General features: G+C 53.3%; 14 protein-coding genes. 13 read left to right on the top strand and 1 reads right to left on the bottom strand.

All coding sequences use genetic code 11. The features are described 5' to 3' along the window. Positions 1-4 precede the first annotated feature (4 nt). The 13 genes from K7P01_RS10100 to K7P01_RS10040 all read left to right on the top strand — a co-directional run bounded on the left by K7P01_RS10100 (position 5) and on the right by K7P01_RS10040 (position 14,338). Positions 5-1,441 carry a response regulator gene (locus tag K7P01_RS10100; protein WP_267292520.1) on the top strand — a complete coding sequence of 479 codons (1,437 nt, stop codon included), beginning with the start codon at positions 5-7 and terminating at the stop codon, positions 1,439-1,441. Next, positions 1,428-2,075: a response regulator gene (locus K7P01_RS10095; protein ID WP_267292518.1), complete on the top strand. Its 648-nt coding sequence runs from the start codon at positions 1,428-1,430 to the stop codon at positions 2,073-2,075. The genes K7P01_RS10100 and K7P01_RS10095 overlap by 14 nt, the downstream gene beginning before the upstream one ends. Before the next feature lie 153 nt (positions 2,076-2,228). After that, positions 2,229-3,059, top strand: a complete 831-nt coding sequence (locus K7P01_RS10090; RefSeq protein ID WP_267292516.1) for a sensor histidine kinase — start codon at positions 2,229-2,231, stop codon at positions 3,057-3,059. A 258-nt stretch (positions 3,060-3,317) separates the two neighbouring features. After that, positions 3,318-4,577, top strand: a complete 1,260-nt coding sequence (locus K7P01_RS10085; protein WP_267292514.1) for a glutamyl-tRNA reductase — start codon at positions 3,318-3,320, stop codon at positions 4,575-4,577. An 86-nt stretch (positions 4,578-4,663) separates the two neighbouring features. Further along, a complete protein-coding gene (locus K7P01_RS10080) occupies positions 4,664-6,865 on the top strand; it encodes a methyl-accepting chemotaxis protein (protein WP_267292512.1) in 2,202 nt (733 codons plus the stop codon). Between the two features lie 26 nt (positions 6,866-6,891). Then, complete coding sequence (locus K7P01_RS10075; RefSeq protein WP_267292510.1) at positions 6,892-7,410, top strand: chemotaxis protein CheW; 519 nt, start codon at positions 6,892-6,894, stop codon at positions 7,408-7,410. Further along, entirely contained in the window at positions 7,407-7,880 is a 474-nt protein-coding gene (locus K7P01_RS10070) for a chemotaxis protein CheD (RefSeq protein WP_267292508.1), read from the top strand. Before K7P01_RS10075 ends, K7P01_RS10070 begins: the two co-directional genes overlap by 4 nt. Before the next feature lie 41 nt (positions 7,881-7,921). Continuing rightward, the gene (locus tag K7P01_RS10065) at positions 7,922-8,278 is read left to right on the top strand and encodes a response regulator (protein WP_267292506.1); all 357 of its coding nucleotides are present in this window, start codon (positions 7,922-7,924) and stop codon (positions 8,276-8,278) included. A gap of 20 nt (positions 8,279-8,298) precedes the next feature. Next, positions 8,299-9,336 (top strand): chemotaxis-specific protein-glutamate methyltransferase CheB, encoded by a 1,038-nt coding sequence (cheB, locus tag K7P01_RS10060; protein ID WP_267292504.1) that lies wholly within the window; start codon positions 8,299-8,301, stop codon positions 9,334-9,336. Between the two features lie 14 nt (positions 9,337-9,350). After that, positions 9,351-11,096, top strand: a complete 1,746-nt coding sequence (locus tag K7P01_RS10055) for a chemotaxis protein CheA (protein WP_267292502.1) — start codon at positions 9,351-9,353, stop codon at positions 11,094-11,096. Between the two features lie 10 nt (positions 11,097-11,106). Continuing rightward, the gene (locus K7P01_RS10050; protein ID WP_267292500.1) at positions 11,107-11,706 is read left to right on the top strand and encodes a hypothetical protein; all 600 of its coding nucleotides are present in this window, start codon (positions 11,107-11,109) and stop codon (positions 11,704-11,706) included. A gap of 32 nt (positions 11,707-11,738) precedes the next feature. Beyond that, the gene (locus K7P01_RS10045) at positions 11,739-13,508 is read left to right on the top strand and encodes a PAS domain S-box protein (protein ID WP_267292498.1); all 1,770 of its coding nucleotides are present in this window, start codon (positions 11,739-11,741) and stop codon (positions 13,506-13,508) included. An 11-nt stretch (positions 13,509-13,519) separates the two neighbouring features. Continuing rightward, the gene (locus tag K7P01_RS10040) at positions 13,520-14,338 is read left to right on the top strand and encodes a CheR family methyltransferase (protein ID WP_267292496.1); all 819 of its coding nucleotides are present in this window, start codon (positions 13,520-13,522) and stop codon (positions 14,336-14,338) included. A 92-nt stretch (positions 14,339-14,430) separates the two neighbouring features. On the opposite strand, the gene K7P01_RS10035 is transcribed toward K7P01_RS10040, so the two are convergent. Continuing rightward, entirely contained in the window at positions 14,431-15,684 is a 1,254-nt protein-coding gene (locus K7P01_RS10035; protein WP_267292494.1) for a hypothetical protein, read from the bottom strand. Positions 15,685-15,757: the final 73 nt, after the last annotated feature.

The following is a 15,757-nucleotide window of genomic DNA, read 5'->3' as shown; positions in this document are numbered from 1 at the left end:
CATCATGTTGCTAAAAGAGCGGATACTGATCGTAGAAGATTCGTTCATCGTTGCCTACCATTTGCAGGCTACGTTGGAAAGCGAAGGATACATTGTGCTCGGTACACAGGCGTCGGGCGAGGGAGCGTTGGAATTTATGGAGACACAGCGACCGGACCTGGTGTTGATGGACATCATGCTAAGCGGCGACCTCGATGGCATCGAGACAGCCCGCATCATCAAACTAAAATACAACGTGCCGGTGATCTACATTACAGCACTGACGGACAAAAAAACGATTCAGCGCGCGAAGGTGACAGAGCCATACGGGTATCTTACTAAACCTTTTGAAGACCGCGAGATTTTTACTGTGATCGAGATGGCGTTGTATAAACACAACATCGAGTTGCGGCTAAAACGGAGTGAAGAGCGTTATTTCTCGACAGTACGGTCTATTAGCGACGCGGTGGTGGTCATTGACGAGAGCTATGCGATCAGCTACCTGAATCCGAGCGCCGAGGCGATCTCGGGATGGCCGCTGGCGGAAGCACAAGGTAAATTATTATACGATGTATTGAACTTACAAAACCCGGAGACCGGCGAGCTGCACGTTAATCCGATTCAGTGCATGTTGGGCAATGGGCGTGTGAACACCATGCCCGAGAACCTGGTGTTACGCACACGGCAAGGTACCGACCGGCCGATTGGCGAGGGCAGCATGAGCCCCGTGATCGACAGCAAAGGACGGTTTACCGGATTGGTCATCATCTTCAAAGACATTTCGCAGCGCATCGAGCACGAGCGTCTCTTAAAAGATTTCGAGAAGGGCCGCATGGCGGCGTTGCTGGAAGGGCAGGAGAAGGAACGCAGCCGCATTGCCAAGGACATGCACGATGGTCTGGGGCAGATGTTGAATGCCATCAAGATGAAAGTGAACGCCGAAGTAAAGGGCAACGAAAATGCTGCGCTGCTGTATAAGATGATCGATGAAGCCATTCACGAGTCTGTGCGCATTTCCGAGAACCTGCTGCCGTCTAAGCTGCGTGATTTTGATCTGGCCACGTGCCTCAATTCGCTCTGTAACCAGATTGAAGATTCGTCGACCATTACGGTGGCGTTCGAGTCGTCGGGCAGTCGTATCGACCTGAACCAGGCGCAGAAGATCAATTTATATCGCATCGCACAGGAGGCGATCAACAATGCGGTAAAGCATGCACGGCCTTCGTTTATCAGCGTGCAGCTGCACGAAGATGAAGGCAGGATACGCCTGACAGTCGAAGATGACGGTCGGGGTATACCGGCTACGCCGAAGAAGCCGAGCCAGCACGGGCTGGTCAACATGCGCGAGCGTGCGGAAATTATGGGTGGACAATTAACCATTGAATCGGATACGGACCGGGGCACTTTAATCATTGCGGAAGCACCGGCCATGAACAACGTTTTAGCGCATGCACAGATATAAGATCCTCATTGCCGACGACCACGCGATGGTGCGCGACGGCGTCAAAAACCTGATCAGACAAAATAAAGAATATACGGTCATCGGCGAAGCCTCCAACGGGCGGCAAGCCATCGAGCAGTTTGAAACACTGGCGCCAGACCTGCTGATCCTCGACATCTCCATGCCCGATTTGAACGGTATGGAGGTGGCCCGCGAAGTGCTCAACAAAAATCCGCTGGCCAGCATCATCATCCTTTCCATGTACGACGACGAGGAGTATGTGAGCCGCTGCTTAGAGATCGGCGTAAAGGGTTATGTGGTAAAAAACGAAAGCGGCTCCGAGCTGGAGTACGCCATCAAGTCGGTGCTGCAAGGGAAAAACTATTTTAGTCGTCAGGCACAGGATGTGATATTCAAGAAATACTCGCATGCGGTGACAAAAAAGAAACAGCGCGAAGAGCTGATACGCCTCACGCCTCGCGAGGTTGAAATCATCCGGTTGATTGCCGAAGGACTGACGAGCCAGCAGATGGCCGACAAACTTTTTATCAGTCCCCGTACCGTGGAGACCCACCGCGCAAACCTCATGAAGAAGGTGGGTGTCAAAAATGCCATTGAGCTGGTCAAAAAAGTACAGCAGCTGGAGCTGATCTAACGCGCGAGGAGGAAGCGCCAAGTCGACACGTTTTCCAACGGAATATTGCGCAGTATAGTGTTACGTACTTCTACGTATCCAATCTCCAAACTTTCCGGTATTGAATAGGGCGGATGCATAGCTGACCTTTGGTTAAACGATAGAAACGAGGCGATGGACAACCAGGACAAACCGATGCCGGCCGCCCTTGAGACGGAAAACACAGAGAACGGAGACGAATGCCGTAGCCGGTTGGAACAACTGTTGCGGGATCGGGACGATGAGCTTGCCAAAGTGAACCGTCGCATGGAGAAGTTCTTATACAGCGCGTCGCATGACCTACGGTCGCCGCTGACATCCATTATGGGCCTGACGAACCTGATGCGCATGGAGACGCACGAGCCGGTGTTGCTGAGCTATATCGAGAAGATCGACGACAGCACGGCGCGCCTGGAGAAAATCGTACGCGACCTGGTGGGCTTTACGCGCACCTCCTATCAACGACTCGACAGCAAGAAGATCGACTTTACGAAGCTGGTGTGGGACATCATCGACCGGCACAAGGCAGAACCCGCGTTTCGGTCCATACGCTTCGATGTACAGGCCGACGACGCGTTTCCTTTCTTTGCCGATTACGACCGGTTGGAGATCATTCTGGAGAACATCATCGCGAACGCTATATATTTCTACGATCCGATAAAGACGCATTCACTTATACGCATCACGATGGTTGGCGAAGGGCAGCATGTACGCATGGATATACTCGACAACGGCATCGGCATTGCGGCTGCGCACCACCACAATATCTTCAACATGTTCTTCAAAGCCTCCGAGCGCTCACGCGGCGCCGGACTGGGTTTGTACATCGTAAAAGAAGCCGTGGACAAGTTGCAAGGCCACGTGCAAGTCGAGTCGGAGATTGGGTTTGGCAGCCTGTTCCGCGTAGTGCTCCCGAACGATCCCAAAGGCCGGCTGATCAGCCGAAAAATGCAACTTGGTCGATAAACCCTGCATCGATTTTTAGCAGGTTTTAAGGACTGAAATGTACCTACTATACCCCCCGGGCCCCGGGTTGTTCCCAAGCCCATCAAACACCGCTTTTTTTCCATTTTTTCTTACATGTGGAAGCGTGTTTTGCCTTTCAAAAGCCGTACGTACTTCTACGGACTTTTTCACGTAGAACAGTGTAAATCAAAATACTAAGTTCCGCTGATGGGGCCTGGAGACCGTTTAAAATACTTTTGTAATACTAAAAGACCCCCCATGGCGAAACATATTTTCGGCGCCGAGATCAGTCACGAAAATGCACCGTTGCACGTTCGTGAAAAGCTCGGTACAGACGATGCGAGTGTGAAACAGTATATCCAACAGTTGAAGAAAGATCTTGATGAGGTGTGCATCGTGTCCACGTCCAGCCGCTTTGTGATTTATGGGGTAGGTCAGAATATAACGCCGCTGATAAACTTCTTTTTCCGCGATCCGATCCTTTTCCACTACGTACAGTTTTATAAAAATACCGAGGCCGCTGTTGGCCACTTGTTTGCGACGGCCAGCGGCCTATGCTCGCAGGTGAAGGGCGATCGCCACATTCTCACGCAAGTGAAGCATGCGCACCAGGTTGGCTTGAACACCGGCAGCATTGGCTTGTTGCTGGACAGCCTGCTGCGCGAGGCCGTGGAGATCGGTCGCAAGGTGCGGACGCAGACCGGCATTGACCAGCACTGTGTGTCGCTGGTTGACCTGGGATTGGATATGCTGCGCCAGCGTATGGGCGGGCTGATGGAAAAGAAGGTGCTGGTGATCGGCACCGGTAAGATGGCCCGCCTCGTGGTGGATCGTTTGCATGACGAAGGCTGTAAGTACGTGACGATCGTAAGTCACGACGCACAACGGGCCGGTATGCTGGCCGCGCGGATGCACATGCAGGCAGGCCACATTCGCAATGTAGCGCATTACTTTATGCAGGCCGACATCATCGTCGGCGCCACCGATCGCCTGGTGGGTATATTTCCCACCGCTGCCAAGCCGCAACAACCGTCGTTGCAGAAGCGCTTTGTGCTGGACTTCGGCGCGCCCCCGAACTTCGACCGTGCGATGGCACAATACGACTCGATCGAGTTCTTTGACCGCGACAACTTTTACGGCCAACTACCCGCCGCCGCACAGTGCCGCAACAGTTATGACGAGGCCCGCAAGATTGTACATGCGGAGGCAAAAGAGTTTGTTTCGCTCTTTGCCCAGTTTTATACCACTCCCATCCTCGCGCCATATTGGGTGAGTCGCCTGAGCACGAAAGACAACAGCCTGAAAGGTTTTCTTTCGCGCATGAACAAGCCGGGTAACCGCGACACCGTACGCTTGCGCAAGCTAACATACCGCTTTGTACATCGCCTGGAAGACGAGCAGCTTCAAAAACTGCGGCTTTATACCGTCACGGGTGACACACAGGCCGCCAGCCCGGCCGAGGTGGTACGCAATGTCAGGAGCTTTGAAAGTCTGCGGTTTTACCTATCCGTTAATTAGCCAATAGCCCGCAACGATATAGTACAAACACCGCCTCTGACAAATAGAGATACCGAAATTACCAAAACCAAACCAAAACCATAGACATGTCCAGGGACTACTACCACCAAGAGAACGGAAATGGCGCGGCGATGGCCGGTGCCAACCACGATGCATCCCCCGCGGAGCGGGAGGTGCTCCAGAATCGTATTGCCGAATTGGAACAAACCAACCTGGAGATCAAATCTCAGGTGGAAGCCATCGGCCGGTCACAAGCCGTGATCGAATTTGCCGTAGACGGTACGATCCTGTTTGCCAATCCGAATTTCCTGAACGCCGTGGGGTATACCCTCGAAGATATCCAGGGCAAACACCACAGCATTTTTGTCGATCCCGAGTTTGCACGCAGCAGTACATACCACGACTTCTGGGCGCGGTTGAACCGCGGGGAGTATATCTCGGGCGAGTTCCGTCGCCGCGGCCGTCACGACCGCGAGGTATGGCTGCAAGCTTCGTACAATCCGATCGTTGACCGCAACGGCGTCGCGCAGAAGATCGTGAAGTATGCTGTTGACATTACACAGCAAAAGCTTCAAAGCATTGATACGCAAGGCCAGCTCGACGCGGTAAACCGCTCGAACGCCGTCATTGAATTCGACCTGGACGGCACCATCCGCCATGCGAACGACAACTTTTTACGCGTAGTAGGGTATACGCTGCAAGAAATAAAAGGCAAGCACCATCGCATCTTTGTGGAAAGCACATACGCCAACAGCCGTGAGTATACCGACTTTTGGGCGCGTCTGAACCGTGGTGAGTTTTTGGTAGACAACTTCATGCGCGTCTCCAAGTCGGGGCGACCGGTATATATCCAGGCGTCGTACAACCCCATTCTGAATGCCGAAGGCAAACCGTACAAGGTAGTGAAGTTTGCGACGGACATGACCGAGTTTACGGTCGCGCTGAAGGCCGTGAGCGACTTTGCCGGTCACCTGCGCAAAGGCGATTTCGATGCGCGCCTGGACATTCAGGCCTCGGGTGACGTGGGCCGCCTGATTGAAGACAACCTGGCGTTGCGCGACACGCTGCGGGAGATTGTCTCGAAAGTAAATGACGTCGTGAAAGCGGCCGGCCAGGAGGGAAACCTGCAGGCACGGCTCAACATAAAAGACGCCGCGGGCACCTGGCGCCAGCTGACGGATTCCATCAATACCTTGTTGCAATCTATTGCCGAGCCGATGCTGGAGTTCAACCAGATCATCATGCAGATGGCCAACGGCGACCTGACCAACAAGTTTACCATGGCTGCCCACGGCGATGTGAGGGACATGGGCCAGTCGCTGAACAAAGCGATTGACAACCTGAACGAGCTGCTGTACAACATCGGCCGCAACGCCGACGTGGTGGCGAGCTCGTCGATGAATATGCTGCAACGCACGGAAGGCATGAAGCGCAACACCAACGAAGTGGCTACCGCCATTTCGCAGATGGCCAAAGGCGCACAAGACCAGGCGCAACGCACAGACGAGTCGTCGAAACTGGTCGATCGGGTCATGGTGACTTCTTCCGAAATGGAGAAGCGCGCCAACAGCATCAACAAGGCGGCGGAGAAAGGCCAGAAGAGCAGCGAGAATGGTTTGAAGATTATGAAGACGCTGGTCAGCAACATGACCGGTATAAAAGAATCGGCAGAGCAGACGTCGAAGTCGATCGATATCCTGACGCTGCGTGCCGAAGAGATCGGCCGCACGCTGAACGTGATCACCGACATTGCCAGCCAGACCAACCTGTTAGCACTGAACGCTGCCATTGAAGCCGCGCGCGCGGGTGACGCCGGACGTGGTTTTGCCGTGGTAGCGGAAGAGATCCGCAAGCTGGCGGAAGGCTCGCGCAGGTCGGCGGTGGAAATCGAGAAGATTATCAGCGACGTACAGAAAGATACCCAGGCTGCCGGCAAGGCCATCGACACGATGCAAGGCAGCGTGAAAGAGGGTAACAAAGCCACCAACGAGGCGGAGAGCATTTTTCAGGAGATTGTCGATTCGAGCCAGCAGACCTTTACGTTCTCGAAAGAGATTCAGGAAGCTACCTCGGGTCAGAAGGCGTCTATCGATGTCGTGGTGAAAAACATGGAGCAGATTGTGGTCGTGGCGGAAGAGACCGCGGCGGGTACACAGCAGGCGGCGAGCTCGTCGCAGCAGATGAATATCGCCATGGGTGAGATTACAGAGGGTAACAATAAGCTGTCGGGGGTAGCCGCCGAGTTGCAGACCGGTGTCAATAAGTTTAAGCTTCGCAAAGCCAGCTAAGCCCATCCCAAACCAACATATACCTTATGGAAGCCGCGACAGAGCAAAATAAAACGGTGGCCGATGGCCGGAAGGCAGGCTCGTTTCAAATCATCGTCTTTAAGCAAGGCAATGAAGAGTATGCGCTAAGCATTGACCAGATCAAGGAGGTGGTGATTACGCCGACTATTACCCGGATGCCGCAGACGTTGCCGTATATCAAAGGAGTGGCCAACATCCGCGGGAACATCATTGCCATCCTGGACCTGGAGGAGAAGTTCAATATTAAACGTCCGGCCGACCAGCATACCGGCAATCACTATACGCTGGTGGTCGAGAGCGAAGATTTTAAAATGGGTGTATTGGTGCGTGAGGTACCGAATACCCTGACGATTTCCGCGGCAGATTTCGACGAGTCGATGAATATCATTACCGATGTTACGAGCGAGTCGAACTATGTGCGGGGCATCGTCAAGGTACAGGGCCGCCTCATCATCCTGATTGACATCTTTAAGGTAATCGGCCAGGATGTCATGGCCGCCCTTCGGAAAAATACGGCGGCATGAAACGGGTAATACTGAATATAGGGGATGCCCAGGCGGTTGACAGCGCAGCGACCTTTACCTGTTTCGGACTGGGGTCGTGCATTGGTTTGTTTATGCAGGACCGTACGCTCGGTCTTTCCGGCGGCGCGCACATTATGTTGCCCGAAGATACGACCTCGTCGCACGCGTGCGCGGGGAAATTTTACAATGTTGCCGGGGCCATCGACCATTTATTGAAGCAGTTTGCGTGCAAAGGCAGCAGCCTGAAATCCATCCGTGCGAAGATTACAGGCGGGGCCAACGTAATTCAGACAATGTATAACGTCGGTGCGCTGAACGCCGAGTCGACGCGAAATCACCTCACCCGTCGTGGCGTGTATATTGCCGCGAGTGATGTGGGCGGCTTTGAAAGCCGTACCGTAAACTTTCATACCTATACCGGAGACCTGAACATTATAAACCCCGGGCGCCCCGGGAGGCGAATCATTTAAAAAACCAAGACCCAGTATACCATAACCTTAAACCTACTGTCATGTCAAAAAATGTTTTAATTGTAGACGACTCGTTGTACATGCGTACGCTGATCAAGGATGCCCTGGAAGTGGGCGGTTACAAAGTGATAGGCCAGGCGGCCAACGGCGAGGAAGCCATTGACCTGGCGTTTGAGCTGCAGCCTGACTTTATCACGCTGGACAACATTCTGCCGGATATGATTGGGATCGACATACTGAAAGTATACCAGGAGGAAGGCCTGAAGTCGAAAGTGGTGATGATCAGCGCCGTGGGACAGGAGTCGGTTGTGAACGAAGGGTTGCGGCTGGGAGCGAAAGCCTATATCATTAAGCCTTTTACATCGGAGCAATTGATCGATGCGATTTCCAAAGCCTGATTGTACGCCAACCAACCCTCATGGCAAACAAGATCAGGACGTTGCTGATTGACGACTCACCGTTCATGCGCAAAGTGATCGGCGACATTATTACCGCGGATGCTGAGCTCGAGCTGGTAGGCACTGCTGCGAACGGCCGCGAAGGCAGCGCGTTGGCTGTCAGTCTAAAGCCTGACGTGGTCGTGACCGATATGGTCATGCCCGAATACGACGGCACCTACCTGGTACGGTCTGTGATGGACCAACGCCCGGTGCCGATTATTTTGCTCAGCTCGCTCGATAAGACCAACGTACGAATCTTTGACGCCCTGCAATGGGGGGCTTTTGATTTTATAGACAAGCCGGTTGATCTCGATGCCAACAGCATTCGCGACTACCCGTTGCGCGGGCTGATCAAAGAAGCCGCGCGCGCCGACATCAGCGTACTGAAATCAAAGACGATTCGCAAGACCAACACGGGAGCGCATACCTTTGACGGTACACTAAACTACTCCATCATTGCCATTGGCGCTTCTACGGGAGGGCCCAGTGCGGTGGAGAGTATCATTTTTAACCTGCCGGCCAACCTGCAGATACCGGTGGTGATCGGGCAGCACATGCCGGCACGTTTCCTGGAGTCGTTTGCCGAGCGCCTCGACAGCCACAAGCATTTGCCGGTCACCGTGGCGCGTGCGGGAGATACGTTGCTGGGTGGCAGGATCTATATAGTCAACGGCGATCATAACACCGGGTTGACCCGTTTCCCGGCTGAAAACCGCGTGGCATTCGCAACGGTACAACGAAAGTTTACAGACTTCAACAATCCTTCTATTAACTGTTTATTTGCCTCGGTGGCAGAGGTATACGGTGCCAGGAGCATCGGCGTCATTCTGACCGGCATGGGCAGGGATGGTGCGGAGGGGTTATTGCGGATGAAATTAAGCGGTGGGTTTACCATCGCCCAGGATGAGGACTCGTGTGTGGTATACGGCATGCCGAAGGCGGCTCTCGAGTTTGGCGCCGTGCGGCAGACGATGCCGCTGCGCGAGATCCCCGGCTTTATTGTCAGTTGCTTATAACCCCGGAACGAAGCATGAAAAAAGATCAGGAGTACAAAGAGATCTTCCTGGCGGAGTCGCTGGAAAACTTTGAAGAAATAAACCGGTTGCTGACGCAGCTGGAAAAACATCCGTCGGAAAAGAATACGCTGCACGCGTTGTTCCGCATTACCCATACGCTGAAGGGCAACGCCGCGGGCATGGGCTTTACGGGCATTGCCGAGCTGGCGCACGTGCTGGAAGACCTCTTTGGCGAGGTACGCGACGGCAACATCGTGATGGACCGCCCGGTATTCGAGCCGGTTTTTAAGGGGGTAGACGTGCTGGGAGCGCTCATCAACGCCGTGCGTGACAATGCCGATGTGAAGTATAAAGGTATCAAGACCAAACTGGAGGTCATCATCCGCACCAAAGGCATCGCCAGGTCGGAGGAAGGCCGGGCGGCTGTTGGCGAGGCGGCACCGGAAGTGATGGCGGCTACGGAAGCAACGCTGGCGGTAGACGGGCGGGAGGCAGAGGAGACGGAGGAAACCAGGATAGCGTTTTCCGACCTGGTGCAGGTGCCGGTTCGCAAGCTGGACAACCTGCTGAACCTGGTGGGGGAGCTGATCATTGAAAAAGACCGGATCCTGGCGCAGGCGGGAAACCACACACGCGGCACAAACGAATATGCGCGGCTAAGCCGCATCAGTGCTGACTTGCAATACTCCGTCATGGATGTACGCATGGTGCAGGTTGGGTTTCTATTCAATAAATTTCATCGCGTGGTGCGGGATGCCGCCGTGGTAGAGAATAAAAATGTAACGTTGAAGCTGGAGGGCACGGATACGGAAATAGATCGTAACGTATTACAGGTAATGAGTGACTCCCTCATTCATTTGATTCGCAACTCGATTGGCCACGGCGTGGAAAGTGCTGAAGAGCGTCAGCGCCTGGGCAAGCCGGCGGCCGGTGTTATTACGCTGCGCGCGACGGGTGAGACGGATTCCGTGGTGATTGAAATTACCGACGATGGCAAGGGATTGGATTATGAGAAGATCAAACGCAAGGCCTTGTCCAAAGGCCTGATCACGCAGGATGAAGCAGACCGTATGCCGGTGGACGAGCTCGGACTGTTGATCTTTGAGCCGGGCTTCTCGACGGCCGACCAGGTGACGGCTATTTCGGGCCGCGGGGTGGGTATGGACGTGGTGAAAAAAACACTCGACTCGATCGGCGCCATGATCAGGGTGGACTCCAAACCGGGGCTGGGTACAACGGTGCGGTTGACACTGCCGTCGTCGATGGCCGTGAAGTCGTGTCTGCTATTTGAGATGCAGCAGGATGTATATGCTATACCGTTGTCGTTTACCGAGGCGGTGATCAGCCTGTATAAGACAAATATTCACAAGGCCGGTGGCGGGTTGATTGCTAACCACCTGGGCAAGAACATCGCGGTAGTCTTTTTGAAAGACGTATTTGACCAGGATCTGGAAAAACACATCGGCACAAATTTGCTCCAAAAAACATTCGACGAGATCCATCCCGAGGCGAAACTTGAAATTGTCGTGGTTACATTTAACAACCGCACCGTGGGTTTTGTAGTGGACAAATTGCTGCAACAGAAGGAGATTGTCGAAAAGCCGCTGATGAAGCCGGTGGACCGGGTGAAGTTTATTGGCGGGGTGACGATCCTGGGCAGCGGTAACGTTTGCCTGGTGCTCAACGTACCGTTCATTTTACAATTTATTTTTGGCCTTTACGTCCAGGGGAGGTCAACAAAAGGTATAACTTTAAATTAACGATCGTTTTATGAACGCCACGAAAAGCCGCGAAAACTATATTTTACATGTCATGAATAAAGGGTTCGAGCGTGCCGCGCAGTCGTTCTCGCAGTTCATCGAGGTGCCGATCACCATGACCAATACGCAATTTGTACTGGTGCGTCACGACGATGACGTTATGTTTGTGTCGGAGGAGAAGGGAAATGTATATGTACTGATCACCCAGATCATTGGCGAGTTTGCGGGCAAAAGCTACCTGATCTTTAACCAGGAAGAGTGCGAGGGTGTGTTTCAGGCCGTGAGTAAAAACAAACCGGGGCTAAGCGATTCGTTGAAAGAGCCACTGCTGCTCGAGATCGATAACATCATTTCCGCCTCGGTTATTGGCGAGCTGGCCGATTCGCTGACGGCGGAAGTATATGGCGATGTGCCCTCGCTGCAAATTCTGCCGGCGTCGGCGCTTCAGGATATCATGAGCAAAGACGTGGATCACGAACACCCTTCGAGCGTGATCTTTACCAGGACTACATTTTGTTTCGACGGCCATCAACACATAACCCCTCAATTTATCTGGAAGATCAGCACGCGGGTATTTGACATTATACCCGTGGACAAGCTGAGTGTCTAGTAGGAAAAAGTGTTTATATGATAATCGGTGCTATGAAAAAAAGAATCGTTTCGCTGGCCATTGTTTTTGCGGCATTAATGGCAACCCTGATCGGGATGTCTTTTCTTTCTTTCACCGGTAAAGGCACCGCCGAGCTGACCCTGGCCGTTGCCGCCACCGCGGTCATGGCGTCGACGATGGGCGCATGGCTGTCGTATGTGTCGAAGCTTGTAGCCCGGTCGTCGGACGCGCTGAATAAAAAAGGTCAACGCATTTCCTCCTGGTCGTTTGACAACATCGATACCCTGGAACGCGACCAGGAGGCCATCAAGAAGAAATTTGCCCTGTCGGCTCAATACATTTCCAAACTGGGCCAGCCCGAATCACTGGATACGATCGACGAAGTGCTGCGCAATGACACGATCGGCGAAGCCCTGCTGCGGATCAGGAGTGACATGCACAACCTGCGCGAGGAGGAGAATAAACGCAACTGGATCACACAAGGGTTGGCCATGTTTAGCGAGATTCTGCGCAATAAAGCCGAGATTGACGAATATGCCTACCAGATTATCAGCAACCTGACGCGATACATTGACGCCAACCAGGCGGCGATGTTTATTGAATACGACGATGACGACGGACGCTACCTCGAAATGGCCGCGTGTTATGCATACGACAAACGCAAGTACCTGGACAAAAAGATCCGCGAGGGCCAGGGTATATTGGGCCAGGTGATGTACGAGAAGGAGTTTTTACTCCTGAAAGATGTTCCGGCCAACTACACCCAGATCACTTCGGGGCTGGGTGCCGCCACGCCGCGTAACCTGGTGGTTGTGCCGCTCATGCTGAACGAAAAATTCTATGGTGCCATCGAGCTGGCACTTTTCCATGTTTTAGCGCCGCACCAGATCGAGTTCCTGAAGAAGGTGTCGGAAAACATTGCGTCGGAGATCTCGTCTATTAAAACCTTTCGCCATACGCAAAAGCTACTGGACGCGTCTAAGACGTTGACACACGAGCTACAACAGCGCGAAGAAGAGATGCAGCAGAACATCGAGGAAATGGCCGCCATCCAGGAGCAGATGAATCGGAAGCAGGCCGAGCTGGACAGTTACCTGTCGGCGATCAACAATACCATTGCTTCGGCGGAGTTTGACCTGCTGGGTAATTTTGTGTCGGCGAACGACATCTTCCTGAAAGTAACAGGCTATCGCACGTCCGACCTGGCCGGCCAGCAATACAACAAGATTATGAAAGACGATCCCGCCGTGCGAATGATGTGGGACAACCTGCGCGAGGGTAAGTTCTTTAGCGGCGAGTTTCGCCTGCGCGACAAAGACAGCAAAGAGCTGTGGCTGTCGGGTACATTTAACCCGATCGTAACAGGCAATGGCCGCCCCGATAAAATCATGATGTTTGCGCAGTTCACCACGCAAGAAAAGGAAAAGATCAACGACATGGGCGTGATGGTCAACGCACTCAAGTCCACGTTGCCGGTGGTCGAGTTTAACGAAGCCTTTCAGTGTAAGACGGCAAACGACAAGTTCATGAAGCTCTTTGGTGTAACGCGCATGAACCTGAAGACTAAAACGCTGCACGACTTCCTGGCGCCGCACTACGTCCCGATGTTTGACCACATCAAGGCGGAGATCGTCGGTAAGGATTTCTCCTCGATCCTGTTGCCGATGGTGCGCGAGGGACAGACAATGACGTTTGAGGTGTCGGTAACAGTGGCACAGAACTCCGACGGCACGATCGCCCGATTGATCATGATCTTAGTAAAAGAAGTACAGGAAAAAGTGCCGGTAATGGCCGCTGGTTAGTAAAACGAAATATGACGGACGCCGTTGATATTACCGACGAAGAAGTAAAATCGATCACCCAGAGTATCTTGATCCGGTACGGTATTGATTTTACCTGTTACGAGCCTAAGTCGTTACGCCGGCGAATTATACGCATTCTGAGCCTACACAACCTCACATCGGTACACGAGCTGTGGATCAGGTTTCTGCGCGATCCCACGTTTATTTATACATTTATGAACGGCGTGAGCGTGGGCATGACCTCTATGTTCCGCGACCCTGTACTGTGGCGCAGTATGCGCAGCCAGCTGCAGAACCGGTATGGTAACCGTGATACCATCTCCATCTGGCATGCCGGCTGTTCTACCGGAGAGGAAGTATACAGCATGGGAATTTTGCTGAAGGAGATAGCACGGACGGCGACCGCCCTCGCTACGGATATTAACCAGGATGCTATCGAGACGGCGAAGTCCGGTACGTACCACAAGATCCGCATGGTGGAGAACGAGAACAACTATAAGTTGTATAATCCGTATGGTGATTTCGAGCGATACTACCAGAAAGCGGAAAAAGAGGTGACGATGGATCATGGTTTGATCAATCACGTGTCCTTTAATTACCACAACCTTATTACGGACCCGATGGCGAAGACGCACGACATCATTCTCTGTCGCAACGTGATGATCTATTTCGACAACGTTGCGAAGGCGAAGTTGCTGGCGAAGTTTTATGATTCACTCAACCCGGGCGGGCTTTTTATTGTTGGTTTTTACGATGCGCCGATACAGATGGTGGACGAGGATCGGTTTGATCTGATTGATCCGGCGGCGAAGATTTTTGTGAAGAAGTAGCGCACGGTTGTTTGCGTGGTAAAAGCGGGCGTAGCACTGGATGGGCTCCGCTCGCGGTAGCTACGCCGTTTTACCAGGCTCCTGCCTGCCGGTTAGTCAAATTTTCTCTTTATCCCCCACATATCGCGAATCACCAGGTCGATCATAAACTTTTGTGATCGTTGTAATACCAGGCTGCGGTCGGTGGTACCGAATTTATCATAGTTGTACGTGAGATTTACGGCGGAGCGGCCATCAAATACGGGCAGCGATATACCGCCGGACATGCCCCACGCCGGCAGCGTTCTGCCGGAGAGCTTTAACGCATAGTCCTGTACATAGAAACCCGCGCGCAGGGAGGCGAGGCCGAGGTAGCTCTCGGCGTTCGGGTTGCCGTGATAAATATAGCCGGCGGAGAAGCGCCAGGTGTCCTGGAAGACGAGGTCTTGTTGGTCGTATTTGGCCTGGCTCCAATTTTCGAAGATGAGGTCGGTGGCGAGGGTGGATCGTTTGGAGCGTAGGGAGAGGCCCCCACCGATGCTGGCGGGTAGGGTATAGGTGAGGCGGTCGCCTTTGCCGCTGTCGAGCGTGTCGGCGGCAGCATCGTACAGCGCCCCTTCCTGTTTGCCGTGCAGGGTCATGCCGTCGTCGGCCACCACCCCGATAATGAGCGAGCGTTTCTTAAAGTTTATTTTATACTGCAGGCCAAAGTCGAGGTCCAGCTTGCGGGCGACGACCTGGTTGGAATAAGTCAGCGCGCTGGACTCGCCGTTGGGAGCGATCGTTTCGGTTTTGGTGATGTTGCCGAAGAGGTAGGCCAGGTGAAATCCAGCCGACAGGTTGGGCGTGATGTTGAAGCCATTGCCCAGGTATAATTGGTTGATGTTGCCGGAGCCTTCATACGTATAGTCTACGTTGATGGCGGCCCCCAGCTGCCGGTTGGTTGAAATCTTATATCCTACATTGCTATAGGGCGTTAAGCCCGCCGTCGCCGCCCACCACTTGGAAAACTTGAACCAGTAGTTCAGGTTGGTGATGCTGCCGGTGCCTTTCGACTCGGTCAGGTTTTTTGTTTGATAGCGATTTGACTCTATATAGAGGCCCATTTCGTATATGTGGCTGACGGGTGATACGATGGAGGCGTAGGACGCGGGGTTTGCAGGATTCAGGCTGTAATCGTCCTGAACGCCGATGCCCGTGCCGCCGATACTGCGGTTGAGCGTGGCCGTGCGGCGATTGATCATGCCCAATCCATAGACAGAGTATGGCGAGCTGTATACCTGTTGGGCTTGTGCCGTCCAGGTGCCGGCCGTGAGCAGCAAGGCGATGAGCAGGAGGGATTTTGTCTTCTTCTCAGGTTCCATCATGAGACAAACTACGGGTGCTGCCCACCACCACACAAAAAATTGCGACCACCCTGGAGAATTAAACTACGAGAGC

This window comes from Parachryseolinea silvisoli, assembly GCF_021190955.1.
Lineage (GTDB): Bacteria > Bacteroidota > Bacteroidia > Cytophagales > Cyclobacteriaceae > Ohtaekwangia > Ohtaekwangia silvisoli.
This window is presented reverse-complemented; position numbering and strand designations above follow the sequence as displayed.